Origin of the sequence: Streptomyces sp. CC228A, from assembly GCF_021390935.1 — a bacterium.
In the GTDB taxonomy this organism is placed as follows: Bacteria; Actinomycetota; Actinomycetes; order Streptomycetales; family Streptomycetaceae; genus Streptomyces.
Genome location: NZ_JAJPUI010000001.1, coordinates 284,583 through 300,174 on the forward strand (window position 1 = coordinate 284,583; position 15,592 = coordinate 300,174).

General features: G+C 74.4%; 14 protein-coding genes. 10 read left to right on the forward strand and 4 right to left on the reverse strand.

Features of this window, described 5'->3' with window-relative positions:
* Positions 1-21 precede the first annotated feature (21 nt).
* The 5 genes from L6E17_RS01270 (at position 22) to mug (ending at position 5,517) form a co-directional block, all read left to right on the forward strand.
* Positions 22-1,515 carry a hemolysin family protein gene (locus L6E17_RS01270; RefSeq protein ID WP_236238941.1) on the forward strand — a complete coding sequence of 498 codons (1,494 nt, stop codon included), beginning with the start codon at positions 22-24 and terminating at the stop codon, positions 1,513-1,515.
* Positions 1,512-2,534 carry a hemolysin family protein gene (locus L6E17_RS01275; RefSeq protein ID WP_236238942.1) on the forward strand — a complete coding sequence of 341 codons (1,023 nt, stop codon included), beginning with the start codon at positions 1,512-1,514 and terminating at the stop codon, positions 2,532-2,534. The genes L6E17_RS01270 and L6E17_RS01275 overlap by 4 nt, the downstream gene beginning before the upstream one ends.
* A 48-nt stretch (positions 2,535-2,582) precedes the next feature.
* Positions 2,583-3,362, forward strand: a complete 780-nt coding sequence (locus L6E17_RS01280) for an SGNH/GDSL hydrolase family protein (RefSeq protein ID WP_236238943.1) — start codon at positions 2,583-2,585, stop codon at positions 3,360-3,362.
* Positions 3,363-3,470: 108 nt separating this feature from the next.
* Complete coding sequence (gene purB, locus L6E17_RS01285) at positions 3,471-4,904, forward strand: adenylosuccinate lyase (protein ID WP_236238944.1); 1,434 nt, start codon at positions 3,471-3,473, stop codon at positions 4,902-4,904.
* 112 nt (positions 4,905-5,016) lie between these two features.
* The gene (gene mug, locus L6E17_RS01290) at positions 5,017-5,517 is read left to right on the forward strand and encodes a G/U mismatch-specific DNA glycosylase (RefSeq protein ID WP_308315829.1); all 501 of its coding nucleotides are present in this window, start codon (positions 5,017-5,019) and stop codon (positions 5,515-5,517) included.
* Here the strand turns inward: mug and L6E17_RS01295 are convergent.
* Positions 5,495-5,929: a hypothetical protein gene (locus L6E17_RS01295; protein ID WP_236238945.1), complete on the reverse strand. Its 435-nt coding sequence runs from the start codon at positions 5,927-5,929 to the stop codon at positions 5,495-5,497. The genes mug and L6E17_RS01295 overlap by 23 nt on opposite strands.
* 450 nt (positions 5,930-6,379) lie before the next feature.
* Between L6E17_RS01295 and L6E17_RS01300 the strand changes: the two genes are divergently transcribed.
* Positions 6,380-7,537 (forward strand): ROK family transcriptional regulator, encoded by a 1,158-nt coding sequence (locus L6E17_RS01300; RefSeq protein ID WP_236238946.1) that lies wholly within the window; start codon positions 6,380-6,382, stop codon positions 7,535-7,537.
* Positions 7,538-7,549: 12 nt separating this feature from the next.
* Here L6E17_RS01300 and L6E17_RS01305 read toward each other — a convergent pair whose 3' ends face one another.
* Positions 7,550-8,296, reverse strand: coding sequence for a GntR family transcriptional regulator (locus L6E17_RS01305; RefSeq protein WP_236238947.1), 747 nt, complete (start codon positions 8,294-8,296; stop codon positions 7,550-7,552).
* A 234-nt stretch (positions 8,297-8,530) separates the two neighbouring features.
* On the opposite strand from L6E17_RS01305, the gene L6E17_RS01310 reads away from it, so the two are divergent.
* The 3 genes from L6E17_RS01310 (at position 8,531) to L6E17_RS01320 (ending at position 13,225) form a co-directional block, all read left to right on the forward strand.
* Positions 8,531-9,361, forward strand: coding sequence for an alpha/beta fold hydrolase (locus tag L6E17_RS01310; RefSeq protein WP_236238948.1), 831 nt, complete (start codon positions 8,531-8,533; stop codon positions 9,359-9,361).
* A gap of 266 nt (positions 9,362-9,627) precedes the next feature.
* The gene (locus L6E17_RS01315; protein ID WP_236238949.1) at positions 9,628-11,082 is read left to right on the forward strand and encodes a GNAT family N-acetyltransferase; all 1,455 of its coding nucleotides are present in this window, start codon (positions 9,628-9,630) and stop codon (positions 11,080-11,082) included.
* A gap of 451 nt (positions 11,083-11,533) precedes the next feature.
* Positions 11,534-13,225: a DUF885 domain-containing protein gene (locus L6E17_RS01320; RefSeq protein ID WP_236238950.1), complete on the forward strand. Its 1,692-nt coding sequence runs from the start codon at positions 11,534-11,536 to the stop codon at positions 13,223-13,225.
* Between the two features lie 400 nt (positions 13,226-13,625).
* Here the strand turns inward: L6E17_RS01320 and L6E17_RS01325 are convergent, their stop codons facing one another.
* Complete coding sequence (locus L6E17_RS01325; RefSeq protein ID WP_236238951.1) at positions 13,626-14,126, reverse strand: rhodanese-like domain-containing protein; 501 nt, start codon at positions 14,124-14,126, stop codon at positions 13,626-13,628.
* 94 nt (positions 14,127-14,220) lie between these two features.
* On the opposite strand from L6E17_RS01325, the gene L6E17_RS01330 reads away from it, so the two are divergent.
* Positions 14,221-14,667, forward strand: coding sequence for an Lrp/AsnC family transcriptional regulator (locus L6E17_RS01330; RefSeq protein WP_236238952.1), 447 nt, complete (start codon positions 14,221-14,223; stop codon positions 14,665-14,667).
* Positions 14,668-15,043: 376 nt separating this feature from the next.
* Here the strand turns inward: L6E17_RS01330 and L6E17_RS01335 are convergent, their stop codons facing one another.
* Positions 15,044-15,472, reverse strand: coding sequence for a hypothetical protein (locus L6E17_RS01335; protein WP_236238953.1), 429 nt, complete (start codon positions 15,470-15,472; stop codon positions 15,044-15,046).
* Positions 15,473-15,592 lie beyond the last annotated feature (120 nt).

The following is a 15,592-nucleotide window of genomic DNA, read 5'->3' on the forward strand; positions in this document are numbered from 1 at the left end:
TCATGGGACGGAGGTGAACCGATGACGGAAGTGCTGCTGCTGCTCGTGGCGCTGCTGCTCGCCTTGGCGTGCGGCGGGTTCGTCGCGGCCGAGTTCTCCCTCACCACGGTGGAGCGCGGCGCCCTGGAGGAGGCCGCCGAGCGCGGTGAGCGGGGGGCGCTGGGTGCGCTCAAGGCCGTACGCTCCCTGACGTTCCAGCTCTCCGGCGCCCAGCTCGGCATCACCGTCACCAACCTGGTCGTCGGCATGCTGGCGGAGCCGTCCGTCGCCAGACTGCTGAGCGGTCCGATCCGCGGCCTCGGCCTGTCGGCGTCCGCGGCGTCGTCCCTGGCCCTGGTGGTCGGCACGGCGCTGTCGACGGTCGTGCTGATGGTGGTCGGCGAGCTCGTGCCGAAGAACTGGGCCATCTCGTCCCCGCTCGCCGTCGCCAAGGTGGTGGGTCCGCCGCAGCGGCTCTTCAGCACCGCGTTCAAGCCGCTGATCGGCCACCTCAACAACACCGCCAACCGCACGGTGCACAGGATGGGGCTGGAGCCCACCGAGGAGCTGGCGTCCGCGCGCAGCCCCCAGGAGCTGGTGGCGCTGGCCCGCCACTCGGCCAGGGAAGGGGCGCTGGAGGCGGACACGGCGGAGCTGTTCGTCCGCACCCTCAACCTGGCGGGACTCACCGCCGAGAACGTGATGACCCCGAGGGTGCAGGTGACCGCGCTGGAGGCGCGGGCCACCGCCGAGGACGTCGCCAACGCCACGCGGGCGACCGGCCTGTCCCGCTTCCCCGTGTACCGCGGCAGCCTCGACACGGTCATCGGCACGGCGCACATCAAGGACGTGCTCGCGGTCCCGGCCGGACTGCGCCCCCGCACGCCGGTCGTCGACCTGCTGCAGGAGCCGGTGCTGGTACCCGAGACGCTGACCGTGGACCGGCTGCTCGACCGGCTGTACGGCAGGGCGCCCATGGCCGTCGTCATCGACGAGTACGGCGGCACGGCCGGCGTCGTGACGATCGAGGACATCGTGGAGGAGGTCGTGGGCGAGGTCCGCGACGAGCACGACCCGCACGAGACCCCGGATCTGGTACGGGCGGGCGTGGACGCCGACGGGCGGTCCCTGTGGTCGGCCGACGGCTCCGCCCGCGCCGACCGGCTGCGCGCCATCGGGATGCGCATGCCGACCGGCCCGTACGAGACCCTGGCCGGACTGGTCGCGACGGAGCTGGGCCGGATCCCGGTCGTCGGCGACGGCGTCGACGTCGCCGGCTGGCGGCTGGAGGTCGTGGACGCCGCCGGCCACCGCGCCGCCCGTATCCTGCTGCACGCCCCGCCTCCGGACACATGCACCGACGCCGACAGCAACCGCGACAGCGACAGCGACAGCGACAGCGACAGCGACAGCGACAGCGACAGCGACAGCGACAGCGACAGCGACAGCGACAGCGACAGCGACAGCGACAACGGCAGCGGCAGCGACGCGGGGGGCTCCCGCGGGGGCGGCGGCGACGGGGAGGCGGGCCGGTGACCGCCGTACAGCTGCTGATCGGCTTCCTGACGCTGGTGCTGAACGCGTTCTTCGTCGGCGCCGAGTTCGCCCTCATCTCGGTGCGGCGCAGTCAGATCGAGCCGCAGGCCGAAGCCGGGAACCGGCGGGCCCGCAGCGTCCTGTGGGGCCTGGAGCACGTGTCGGCGCTGCTGGCGGCCGCGCAGCTCGGGATCACGCTGTCCACCCTGGTGCTCGGCATCGTCGCGGAGCCGGCCATCGCGCACCTGCTGGAGCCGCCCTTCGAGGCGCTGGGCGTGCCGCACCGGCTGGTGCACCCCATCGCGTTCGTGATCGCCCTGGCTGTGGCGACGTACCTGCACATGCTGCTGGGCGAGATGATCCCGAAGAACGTCGCCCTGGCGGAGCCGGTCCGTACGGCACTGCTGCTCGGCCCGCCGCTGGTGGCGGTGGCCCGGGCGCTCCGCCCGGTGATCTTCACGGTCAACGCGTTCGCCAACGGGCTGCTGCGGCTGCTCCGGGTGGAGACCAGGGACGCGGTCACGGCGACCTTCTCCGACGACGAGCTGGCCCGGATGGTGACCGACGCCGGGGACGCCGGGCTGCTGGACGACCGGGCCGCCGAGCGCCTGCACGACGCGCTGGAGCTGGGCCGCCGCCCGGTGCGGGACGTGGTGATGCCCGTGGAGCGCGTGGTGTACGCGCAGCGGGGCGTCTCGGCGGCGGAGCTGGAGGGCCTGGCGGCGCGGTCCGGGTTCTCCCGCTTCCCCGTGGTGGACCCGGACCGCCGCATCCTCGGCTACCTGCACGTGAAGGACGCGCTGGACATCGTGGCCCGCGAGCTGCCGCTGCCGGACTCGGCGCTGCGGCCGATCGCCCGGGTGCGCGCGGCGACCCCGCTGGACGACGTGCTGACCGCCATGCGCCGCAGCCGCACGCACCTGGCGGCCGTGCTGGACGAGGACGGGCGGATGGCGGGCCTGGTCACGATGGAGGACGTGCTGCGGGAACTGGTCGGCGGCGGCCCCCCGGCGGGCTGAGGCCCCGGGCCGGGCACACGACATACCGCGCGGTATGATCGCCTCGCCATGGAGACCACTGCCACCTACACGAGTTTCGTCGCGGTCGGCGACAGCTTCACCGAGGGCATGTCCGACCTGCTGCCGGACGGCTCCTACCGGGGCTGGGCCGATCTGCTTGCGGCCCGCCTCGCCGACCGCTCCCCCGGCTTCCGGTACGCCAACCTCGCCGTGCGCGGGAAGCTGATCGGGCAGATCGTCGACGAGCAGGTGGCCCCCGCCGCCGCGATGCGCGCCGACGTGGTGACCCTGGTGGGCGGCCTCAACGACACCCTGCGCCCCTCGTGCGACATGGGCCGGGTGCGGGCCCTGCTGGAGGAGGCGGTGGAGCGCCTCGCGCCGGCGTGCGGCCGCCTCGTCCTGATGCGCAGCCCCGGCCGCCGCGGCCCGGTCCTGGAGCGTTTCCGCCCCCGGATGGAGGCGCTCTTCTCGTACGTCGACGAGCTCGCCGCCCGGCACGGCGCCCTGGTCGTCGACCTGTACGGCGCCGAGGTGCTCGGCGATCCGCGGCTGTGGGACGTGGACCGGCTCCACCTGACCGCGGAGGGCCACCGGCGGGTCGCAGAAGCGGTGTGGCAGGCCCTCGGCCTGGCGCCGGAGGAGGACTGGCGGGCGCCGCTGGCCCCCGCGCTGCGGCCGCCGTGGCTGGAGCGGCGGGTGGGCGACCTGCGGTTCGCGCGCGAGCACCTGGGGCCGTGGATCGGGCGGCGGCTGACCGGCCGTTCGTCGGGGGACGGCCGCCCCGCGAAGCGCCCGGAGCTGCTGCCGTACGAGGCGCCCGCGTCCTGACAGCGGCCCGGCGGCGCCGCAGGCCCGGCCGGTGACCGGGCTCTCGTAGCAAGCCACAAGCAAGGGCGGCGCGCTGGCCTGCACGAACCGCCAGTAGAATCCGGTCACGTGACTGCCAAGCCCCGTATCCCCAATGTCCTCGCCGGCCGCTACGCCTCCGCCGAGCTCGCCGTCCTGTGGTCCCCCGAAGAAAAGGTGAGGCTGGAGCGGCGGCTGTGGCTCGCCGTGCTGCGCGCCCAGAAGGACCTCGGGATCGAGGTGCCGGACGCGGCGCTCGCCGACTACGAGCGCGTCCTCGACCAGGTCGACCTGGCGTCGATCGCCGAGCGGGAGAAGGTCACCCGGCACGACGTGAAGGCCCGGATCGAGGAGTTCAACGCCCTCGCCGGCCACGAGCAGGTCCACAAGGGCATGACCTCGCGCGACCTGACGGAGAACGTCGAGCAGCTCCAGGTGCGGCTGTCGCTGGAACTGGTGCGGGATCGCACGGTCGCGGTGCTGGCCCGGCTCGGCAGGCTGTCCGCCGAGTACGGCGAGCTGGTCATGGCGGGTCGCTCGCACAACGTGGCCGCGCAGGCCACGACCCTCGGCAAGCGCTTCGCCACCGCGGCGGACGAGCTGCTGGTGGCGTACGCCCGCCTGGAAGAGCTGCTGGGGCGCTACCCGCTGCGCGGCATCAAGGGCCCGGTGGGCACCGCTCAGGACATGCTGGATCTGCTGGGCGGCGACCCGGCGAAGCTCGCCGAACTGGAGGACCGGATCGCCGGCCACCTGGGCTTCGGGCACGCGTTCACCTCCGTCGGCCAGGTCTACCCACGCTCGCTGGACTACGAGGTCGTCACGACGCTGGTGCAGCTGGCCGCGGCACCGTCGTCGCTGGCGAAGACGATCCGCCTGATGGCCGGGCACGAGCTGGTCACCGAGGGCTTCAAGCCGGGCCAGGTCGGCTCGTCCGCGATGCCGCACAAGATGAACACCCGCTCGTGCGAGCGCGTCAACGGCCTCATGGTGGTCCTGCGCGGCTACGCGTCCATGACCGGTGAGCTGGCGGGCGACCAGTGGAACGAAGGCGACGTGTCCTGCTCCGTGGTGCGGCGCATCGCCCTGCCCGACGCGTTCTTCGCCTTCGACGGGCTCCTGGAGACCTTCCTGACCGTGCTCGACGAGTTCGGCGCGTTCCCCGCGGTCGTGGCCCGGGAGCTGGACCGCTACCTGCCGTTCCTGGCCACCACCAAGGTGCTGATGGCGTCGGTGCGGGCGGGCGTGGGCCGCGAGGAAGCACACGAGGCCATCAAGGAGAACGCGGTGGCGTCGGCGCTCGCGATGCGCGAGCAGGGCGCCGAGCGCAACGAACTGCTGGACAAGCTGGCGGCGGACGCCCGGATCCCGCTGGACCGGGCGGGCCTGGACGCGCTGATGGCCGACAAGCTGTCCTTCACCGGCGCGGCCGCCGACCAGGTGGGCGCGGTGGTCTCCCGGATCGAGGAATTGGTCAAGCAGCGCCCGCAGGCTGCCTCCTACACCCCGGGCGCCATCCTCTGACATGGCGTCACACGGGACCCCCCGCCGCTCCGGCGGGGACACGCCCCCGGCTGCTCGCGGCCTCCCCCGGGCGGAGCTCTCCTCGCCCGGGGCCGCCTCCCCGGTCCCCGACGTGGTCGCGAGCGGCCTGTCCGTGCTCTTCTGCGGCATCAACCCGAGCCTGATGTCCGCCGCCACGGGCCACCACTTCGCCCGGCCGGGCAACCGCTTCTGGCCCGTGCTGCACCTCGCCGGGTTCACCCCGCGGCAGCTGCGGCCGGCCGAGCAGGACGAGCTGCTCGCGTACGGGCTCGGGATCACGAACCTGGTGGCGCGGGCCACGGCCCGCGCCGACGAGCTGAGCGCCGCCGAGTTGCTCGACGGCGGCCGACTCCTCGCGGAGAAGGCGCAGCGGCTGCGCCCGCGCCGGCTCGCGGTCGTCGGCGTCACCGCGTACCGGACCGCCTTCGGCGAGAAGAAGGCGCGCATCGGTCCGCAGGAGCGGCGGATCGGCGGCACCCGGGTGTGGGTGCTTCCGAACCCCAGCGGGCTCAACGCGCACTGGACGGCGCAGACGATGGCCGAGGAGTACGCCCTACTGCGCGAGGCCGTCACGGAGGATCCGTCTCGGTGACGACGGCGAGGAGCTGGAAGGGCAGCTCCGCGTCCCACTGCGAGACGCCGAGCGCCGCCCAGCGGCCCTCCACCCGCCACAGGTGCAGGTCCGGTACGTGGTTGCTCAGAGCGGCCCACGGCTCCGGCACCTCCTCCCCCTCCATGGCGCGCTGGAACACCGACCACAGGCTGAACACCTGCGGCGCTCCCCAGCGGGCCGCGAGCAGTGCGCTGAGGGCGTCCCGCTCCGCCTCGTACTGCTCGGCGACCTGCTCCCATCGGCTCGCGTCCTCCCAGAAGTCCTCGCTGGTGGCGAGCTCCGCTATGTGGTAGCCCGGCCCGCTCTCGCCCACGTCGGATCTGCCTCGCTGGCCCGGGAAGGGCCGGAGGCGCAGCGCGTCGACGGTCGCGAGATGCCGTGCGGTGGTCATGCGTCCAGTAAAGCGGCCGCCACTGACAATTGGCGCTGCGTCAGGTCGCCGCCCCCGCGATGCGGGCCGGCCCGGGCGCGCGTCCGCCGTACGCGGGACCGGCGCCGGACCGGGCCGGGCACGCCGGGGCGTCACGGGAGGTACGCGGGGGCGGCAGGGCTGGGGGCAGAGGGGTACGCGGGGCGCGGCGGGGGTGGCGTCACGGGAGGTACGCGGGGGCCGGTCCGGTGGGTGGAGCGGGCGCGGATCGGCTGCCGCCGGGGTCGTACGCGGGGCCGGTGCGGAGCGCGGCGCGGGCATGGCCCGGCCGGCGCCGGGGTCGTACGCGGGGCCGGTGCGGGGCGCGGCGCGGGCGCGGCCCGGGTCGCCGCCGGGCAGGGCATTGAGTACGATCCGCCAGACACCCGACAGGCGACCCGCGGAACGGGGCACGAGCTGGGAGGACACACGGTGGGGCGGCTGACCGGCGGGGACCCGTCGCTGCTGCGGCGGATCAACTCCGCGGTGGTACTCCATGCGCTGCGGAACGGCGAGGCCCGCACGCTGACCGACCTCTCACGTCTCACGGGCCTCTCCCGCCCCACGGTCGAGGGGGTGACCGAGGGCCTCGTCGAGGCGGGCCTCGTGATGGAGGCGGCACCGGAGGAAGGCGAGGTGCGGCGCCAGGGGCGGCCCGCCCGCCGCTTCCGGTTCCGCGCCGAGGCGGGGCACCTGCTGGGTGTCGAGATCGGCCCGCACCGGGTGTCGGCGCTGCTGTCCGGGTTGGACGGGCGGATCATCGGCGCGGGCCAGCGGGCGGTCCCGGAGTCGGCTTCGGCGGACGAGCGGCTGGACCGGGTCCGTACCGTGGTCGCCGACGTGCTGCGCCGTACGGGCGTGCCCCGGGGCGGGCTGCGGGCGGTCGGCGTGGGCACGCCCGGCATCGTGGAGGCCGACGGGCGGGTGCGGCTGGGCACGGCGCTCCCCGGCTGGACGGGGCTTGCGCTGGGCGACCGGCTGCGGCGGTCGTTCCGCTGCCCGGTGCTGGTGGAGAACGACGCGAACGCGGCGGCCGTGGCGGAGCACTGGAAGGGTGCGGGCATCGACTCGGACGACCTCGTGTTCGTCCTGGCGGGGCTGAGCCCGGGGGCGGGTTCGCTGATCGGTGGGCGGCTGCACCGCGGTTTCGGCGGGGCGGCCGGGGAGATCGGGGCGCTGCACCTGCTGGGCCGGGGGGACGCTCCGGAGGCCCTGCTGTCGACGACGGACGAGCCGCTGCACCCGCTGGACGAGCAGGCGGTGGCAGAGGTGTTCGCCCGGGCGCGCACGGGGGACGAGGGGGCGCGGGCCGCGGTGGACCGGTTCACGGAGCGGCTGGTGCACGACGTGGCGGCCCTGGTGCTGGCACTCGATCCGGAGCTGGTCGTGGTCGGGGGCTGGGCGGCGGGCCTGGACGGCATCCTGCCGCCGCTGCGGGAGCAGTTGGCGCGTTTCTGCCTGCGGCCGCCGAGGGTGGAGCTGTCGCTGCTGGGCGAGGCGGCCGTGGCGACGGGTGCGCTGCGGCTCGCGCTCGACCACGTGGAGGAGCAGTTGTTCGCCGTGGAGGGGACGGTGACGGCCCGCCGCTGAGGGCTGCGGGCGTCAGGAGGCGATCTGCAGGTCGCCGACGTCCCCGAAGGTCAGCCGGCAGGTGTCGGCGCGGTAGGTGGCGACGGACACCGCGGCGGTGCGCCCGGCGGAGAAGTAGCGGGTCGTGACGACGAGGACGGGCGCGCCCGGCAGCCGGTCGAGCTCCTTGGCGTCGTCGGCGCGGGCGGAGCCCAGTTCGACGGCCCGGTCCTGGCCCTCCAGGGGAAGCCGCTGGAGTTCCCGCAGTACGCCCCGGGCGAGTGCCTCGCCGGTGGTGCTGCCGGACGTCACGAGGGCCGGTACGGACGCGGCGGGGACGTAGAGCTGCTCGGCGGCCACGGACTGGCCGTGGGTGGCCCGCAGCCTGCGGATGGCGTACACGGCCCGGGCGTCGTCGCCCTCGCAGTCCAGGAGGCCCGCGACGGCGGGGGGAGGCGCGGTGACGGAGCAGTCCACGGCCTGCCAGCTGTCGTCACCGGCCGCGGGCCAGTGGTGGCGGGCGGTGGAGACGTCCACGCCGACGCGCGGCGGAGCCACGGTGGTGCCGACGCCGCGGCGGCGCTGGAGGCGGCCTTCCAGTTCGAGCTGCTCCAGTGCCTGGCGGAGCGTGGCGCGGGCGACGCCGAAGCGCGCCGCGAGCTCACGTTCGTTGGGGAGGATCTGGCCGACTTCGAACTCGGAGTCGAGCGCCTCACTGATCACGGTCTTCAGGTGCCAGTACTTCGGCTCCGGCACCGACTCCAGCTGTGTGGTCCCCACCCTGATCCTCCGCGATCGCCGTACCCGGAACGACTTTCCGCGACGTTCTTTATTAAAGGTTCCTTCAGTAACCCTTGGACCATAGGCCCGGTGCCGGACTTGGTCAAGACCAATCGTCGGCCCTCCGCGCGACGGCGGGGCGCAATCCGGACAAGGGTCCCTTGAACTCCTGGCTACCAGCCGGTAATTCTTGGCGACGCGCAGGTGGGCGCGTCAGGCAGAGGGGCGGGCGGCATGTCCAAGGAGATCTCGTTCACGGTGGACGCCCCGGTGGGGCGGCGTGTCGTGTCCGTGCGGTACGAGCGCAGGGGCGCCGGGGACCCCCTGCTGCTCCTGCACGGCATCGGCCACCACTGGCAGGCCTGGGGGCCCGTGCTCGACCTGCTGGCCGCCGAGCGGGAGGTCGTCGCCGTCGACCTGCCCGGCTTCGGGGCGTCGTCGGCGCTGCCGGACGGCATGGCGTACGACCTGGACACGTTCGGTCCGGTGCTCGGCGGGCTCTGCACGGCACTGGGCGTCGAGAAGCCGCACGTGGCCGGAAACTCCCTGGGCGGGCTGCTGGCGCTGGAGTTGGGCCGCCTGGGGCTGGCCCGCTCGGTGACGGCCCTGTCGCCGGCCGGTTTCTGGTCCGAGGGCGAGCGTCGCTACGCCTTCGGGGTGCTGCGTGCGCTGCGCGCAGGCGCCCGGGCCCTTCCGGTGCCGGCCATCGAGCGGCTGTCCCGTTCGGCGGCGGGACGCGCCGCGCTCGCCGGCACGATCTACGCGCGGCCGGGGCGCCGGGCACCGCAGGCGGTGGCGGCGGAGACCCTGGCGCTGCGCGGGGCGTCCGGCTTCGAATCGGCGCTGTCCGCGAGTCGCGGCATGCTGTTCTCCGACGGGCTGCCTGCGGTCCCCGTGACGATCGCCTGGGGCTCGCGGGACCGCCTGCTGCTGCCCCGGCAGGGCGTGCGCGCCAAGCGCGTACTGCGCGGTGCCCGGCTGGTACGGCTTCCGGGGTGCGGGCACGTGCCGATGAACGACGACCCGGCGCTGGTCGCGCGGGTGATCCTCGACGGCAGCCGCTGACCGCGCGGGCCACCCGGCCGTGCGGCGGTCCACCCCGCCCCGCGCGGAGGCGGGGCGGGGCGGCGGGTCCGACAGCGCCGCGGCGCGGGAGGGGAGCCGGCGATGCGTCACGGAGGCGAAAGACCCGGCGAACGCGTCGCAGCCGGTGGGCGAACAGGCTCCGACCCAAACATCGCGATGAGGCCACAAACGGGCCAGATCCATGCTTAACCCATCAGTCACAAAGCGTTCGTGATCACGCAACACCACTGGACGACAGTGCTGCCATGACCCGGATCACTGACGCGAACGTCACTCCCGCGAAGCAGGCACGCCGCCACCACTGGCGGCGGGACGTCGTCGAACTCGCCGCGCTCTTCACAGCCGTGGCCGTCGCCGATGCGGTCGCGAACACCATCGCGCACGGGCCGGACGGCCCCTACCTGCTGATCGTCTCGGCGGTCGTGCTCGTGGCCACTGCCGCCTTCCACACGTGGTGGGCCCGCAGGCACAGTCACGCCCCTCCCGCCGCCGCCCCGGCGCACCCGGCGGCCCGCCCCGCCGAGGAGGGGCCCGACGCCGGCGGCGGCACCGTCCTGTGGCGCATGCGCACCACCGTACGGGACGAACCGGGCAGCCTGGCGGCCCTGTGCGGCGCTCTCGCCGCCCTGCGCATCGACATCCTGACCCTGCAGACGCACCCCCTGGCCGAAGGCACCGTCGACGAGTTCCTGCTGCGGGCCCCGGAGACGCTGGGAACCGGGCAGCTCACGCTCAGGGTCGCCGCGGCCGGCGGCACGCACACCTGGATCGAGCGGGCGGACGCCCACGACCTGGTGGACGCCCCGACGCGCGTCCTCGGCCTGGCGACCCGTACCGCCCTGGACACCGCCGAACTCCCGCTCGCGCTGCGCCGGCTGCTGGGCCGCTGCACCATCAGGTCGGTGCCCGCCGTCTCCCCCAGCGGCCGGCCCACCGGGCGTACCGCTCCGGTGGAAGGCGCCCTGGAGCAGGACGACACGGTGATGCTGCTGCGCGACCCGCACGGCGGGGTCATCACGGTGGAGCGGGCTTATCTCCCGTTCACCCCCACCGAGTTCGCCCGGGCCCGCGCCCTGGTGGAGCTCGACGCGCTGCTGGGGCCGCGGGTGCCGGCGGGCCAGGACGTGCTGACCCTGCCGGAAGGCGCCGAGATCACCGTGCGGCGCGCCGACCAGGGCGACCTCGCCGCCGCGCGCGCCATGCACGACCGGTGCTCCGAGCGGACCCTCGGCCTGCGCTACCACGGGCCGGTCGCGGACGCGGACCGCTACCTCGACCACCTCCTCAGCCCGCGCTTCGGGCGCACGCTGGCCGTGGAGACCGCTTCCGGCCGGCTCGTCGCCCTCGGTCACCTGCTGTGGGACGGGGACGAGACCGAGGTGGCGCTGCTCGTGGAGGACGACTGGCAGGGCAGGGGCATCGGCTCCGAGCTGCTGCGGAGGCTGGTCGGCCTCGCCGTCGAGGCAGGCTGCGACCAGGTGTACGCGGTGACCCAGGCGTCCAACACCGGGATGGTCGCCGCGATGCGCGGACTGAACCTTCCCCTCGACTACCAGATCGAGGAGGGAACCCTCGTGATCACCGCGCAGGTGCGGCCGCTGCGCGCCCGGCCCGGTGACGGCGCGGACACCGTGCGCGCGGACCGGGACACCGCCGCGGCCCCGGCCGGTGGGGCGGCGCGGCCGTCGACCCGGCCGTAGCCCATCGGCCGCCCGGCTGGGGACCGTCGCGATCCAGCCAAAAAACCGGTCGAACGGTACGCGTACCGCTCCGGCCGCCGGACGGGGTTCCGGACGGCTCCCGGGGCCGGGGTGCCTGTCCGCCGGGGCTCCGGCACGGGGCCCCCGCCCGCCGCCGCCCGGCATCCCGCCCGGCACCGGCGGACCCGCCCAGGGCCTGCACCTGCGAGGTTTTCCTGCCCAGAAGCGCAGCCGGACGCCCCGTCAGGCCGGCGGCCGGGCGCGGAGGGCGGGCCCCGCAGGCCGGGGCGGGCCGCGGGCGGCGCCGCACCGGCGGGAAAGGGGAAGGAACCACTCCCGTCCCGCAGGCCCCGCCAGCCCTCGGCGGCACGCGCTGGGGCCGCTCGTTTGTCAGCCGACTGTGATCGACTGAGGTGGCAGGAGGCCGCCGCGGCGTATCAGGATGGGGGCCATGCCAGACACCTCCAGCGCTCTTCCCCGCCAGGTCGCGGACGCCTACGTCGACGCGCTCGTCGAGCTCGACCCCGTCACGGGTACGTACCTGGGCGTCGAGGAGAGCCACTCGCTCCTGCCCGACTACTCCCCCGCGGGCCAGGAGGAACTGGCCGTACTGGCCCGCGAGACCCTGGTCCGGCTCGACGCGGCGGAGCGCCTGCCGGGCGCCGACTCCGACGTGGAGCGGCGCTGCGCGCGCCTCCTGCGGGAACGCCTCACCGCCGAACTCGCCGTACACGAGGCCGGGGAGGGCCTGCGGACCGTCAGCAACATCCGCTCGCCCGCCCACAGCCTGCGCATGGCCTTCACGGTCATGCCGACCGGTTCCCGCGACGACTGGTCGGCGGTCGCCGAGCGGCTGCGGGCCGTGCCCGCAGCCCTGGACGGCTACCGCGAGTCCCTCGCCCTCGGCCTGGAGCGCGATCTGCCGGGCGGTCCGCGCGCCACGGCGACGTTCGTCGAGCAGCTCACGGAGTGGTCGGGCGGCACCGACGGGAACGGGCGCGGCTGGTTCGAGGAGTTCGCCGCGGAGGGCCCCGCCGATCTGCGGACCGAGCTGGACACCGCTGCCCGCGGCGCCACCGCGGCGGTCGCGGAGCTGCGGGACTGGATGCGCGACGTGTACGCCCCGGCCGTGAAGGACGCCCCGGACACGGTGGGCCGCGAGCGGTACGCCCGCTGGTCGCGCTACCACAACGGCACCGACCTCGAACTGGACGAGGCCTACGCGTACGGCTGGGAGGAGTTCCACCGGCTCCTCGGCGAGATGCGCAAGGAGGCCGACAAGATCCTTCCCGGATCGGGGCCCTGGGAGGCGCTCGCCCACCTCGACACACACGGCAGGCACATCGAAGGCGCCGAGGAGACCCGGGCCTGGCTCCAGGACCTGATGGACGAGGCCATCGAGGCGCTCGACGGCACGCACTTCGAACTGGCCGACCGGGTCCGGAAAGTGGAGTCCCGGATCGCCCCGCCCGGCAGCGCGGCCGCACCGTACTACACGGGCCCGTCCGAGGACTTCTCGCGGCCGGGGCGGACGTGGCTGCCCGTCGAGGGCGAGGCCCGGTTCCCCGTGTACGACCTGGTGTCCACCTGGTACCACGAGGGTGTTCCCGGCCACCACCTGCAGATCGCGCAGTGGGTGCACGTCGCGGACCGGCTGTCGCGCTACCAGGCGACGGTGGGCCAGGTCAGCGCCAACTGCGAGGGCTGGGCGCTGTACGCCGAGCGGCTGATGGACGAACTGGGCTTCCTCCCGGACCCCGAGCGCCGGCTCGGCTACCTGGACGCGCAGATGATGCGCGCCTGCCGGGTCATCGTGGACATCGGCATGCACGTGGGGATGGAGATCCCGGCGCACTCGCCGTTCCACCCCGGCGAGCGGTGGACCCCGGCGCTGGCGCAGGAGTTCTACCAGCAGCACAGCAGCCGGCCGCCGGCGTACGTCGAGAGCGAGATGGTCCGCTACCTGTCGATGCCGGGGCAGGCGATCGGCTACAAGCTCGGCGAGCGTGCCTGGCTGCTGGGCCGCGAGAAGGCGCGGGCCGCGCACGGCGCCGCGTTCGACGCCAAGAAGTGGCACATGGCGGCGCTCTCGCAGGGCTCCCTCGGCCTGGACGACCTCGTCGACGAGCTGTCCAGGCTCTGACCGGCGGACCCCGCTCCCCCCTGCCGGGGGGCCGAGAGGCCCAGCCCGGCCCTGTCACAGGGGCCGGGCTCCGCGACCGGCCTCCCGGCCACCCGGCACGCCGCGGCTCTCCCGGCTCCCCGGCCGGCCGGGCCGCGCCCCGGCCGAGCGGTCGGCGGCGGCTGCGGGCGCCGAGGCCCGGGGGCCGTGTGCGGAGCCACCGGAGTGCGGCCAGACCCCGCACCCTCAGGGCCGGGCGCCGGACCGGCGCCGGCCCCGGTCCGGACGGCGGCGGCCGAGTCGGGGAGCCGGGCCACGGCAGGCCCCGCCGCCCAGCGGTCCGCGCAGGCCCGGCGCGGTCCGTGTCCCGGCCCCGGGTCCGCGGCTGGGCCGCAGGCCGCAGCAGGGGTACGGCTTCGGGTCAGCAGCCGCAGTCGTCAGCGCCGACCGGCGCGGTCAGGGGGTCGGCCTCCCGCCGCTGCGACCCCTCCCACGTCTCGTACGGGAAGCCCTCCCGGGCCCAGTACTCGAAGCCGCCGAGCATCTCCTTCACCTGGAAGCCGAGTCCGGCCAGCGCCCCGGCGGCTCGGAGCGCGCCGTTGCAGCCGGGCCCCCAGCAGTACGTGACCACGGGGACGGCCTTGTCGAGGAGGGCCTCGGCTCGCTCGGGGATCAGGGCGGTCGGCAGGTGCAGGGCGCCGGGGACGTGGCCCTGGTCCCACGCCTCGATGGAGCGGCAGTCCACCACGACGAATCCCGGGTCGCCGTCCGACGCGAGCGCGGCGGCGACATCGGACGCGTCCGTGTGGAAGGCGAGCGCGGCGGCGAAGTACGCGGCGGCAGCGGCGGCGGGTGCGGGCGGGACACGGAGGACCGGATTGTCGGCGAGGGCCGCGTCGGCGGCGCGAGTCGTTGTCGTCATGTCCAGAAATCTACGGTCCGTGATCATCCCGGTGAAGTGGCGATCCCCGGCGGTTCCCTTGCTTCGCCGGGAAATCCCCTGCTAAAAGTGTCCCATGACGGGATATTCACCGGACGCCACGGACTGGCGCATCCTGGCGGCCCTGCAGGAGCAGGGCCGGGCGAGCTTCACGGAGCTGGCGCGCTCCGTGTCCATGTCCGCCAGTGCCGTGACCGAGCGGGTGCGCAGGCTGGAGGAGGCCGGCGTGATCGCCGGGTACACCGCCGTCGTCGAACCTGCCCGGCTCGGCCTGCCGATCATGGCCTTCATCCGGCTGCGCTACCCGCACGCCAACTACAAGCCGTTCCACGACCTGCTGGACGTGACACCGGAGATCCTTGAGGCCCATCACGTCACGGGTGACGACTGCTTCGTGCTGAAGGTCGCCACACGGTCGATGAGCCACCTGGAGGAGGTGGCCGGCAAGGTGTCCTCCCTGGGTTCGGTGACGACGAGCGTCGTCTACTCCTCCCCGCTGCCGCGCCGCGCCGTCAGCCCCTGACCACGGCGACGCCCAGCCGCGCTGTCGCTCCCTGACCACCGCGACACGCAGCCCCGCCGCCACCCGCCGACCTCCGCGACGCACGGCCGCACCGTCACCGCCGACCTCCGCGACGCGCAGCCGCACCAACGACCCGGCGCGGCCCTTCACCACTTCCGGCTGCCGGGTGTGCGGCGGGGGCCTCTGCCGGCTCTGGCGGCAACCTGGCGTCAGGACCCGCAGGTGAGTGGACTACTGCTGTGGCCGCGCAGAGCCCGCGTGGCCTTCATCGGCCGGCCGACCGAGCGAGACACGCGAGCAGGCCGCCCGCCGGCCACGGCACAGCTGTGGCAGCATCCGCGGCCCGCCACGCGTCGATGCGGCCGCCGTCCGCCTCTCAGCCACTGGCAAAGCGGTCGAAACTGGTGATGTTGAGCGTGACACCCTGCACGGAGTCGAGGGTCGTGAAGTCCTCCCCGCGGGCCGTCTGGCCGGGCTGGACGTCGGTCACCAACTGGGTCCCGTTGTCGAGTCGGGTGCCGCTGGCGTCAACAGCTTCCCAATCCCAGAGGTAGTCGGACTTCTCGCTGCTGTTGTTCTTGATCGTCCAAACGATCCAGATGCGGGGGACCCCGAAGGGCGAGCGATCGTCCAACCGGAAGTCGAGGAGGTCTGCTCGCTCTCCCCGGGGTTCTCCCGTCGTCCCCGGCGAGGTCGTTTGCCGCGGCGCCCCTTCAGTGACCGTCTTGCTCGGCGCGGGCGTGACGCTCTCGTCGCCCTCATCCAGCGCGATCACCATCACCACCGCGGCCAGCGCGATCACCACGGTCAGAGCTCCGGCGCACCCCCACAGGCAGCCACGACCGCCCGACCTGCGAGGGGGCGGGCCCGGACGGGGTGGCCACGGTCCAGCAGCCGACGGGCCGTCGACCGACCTTCCCCACCG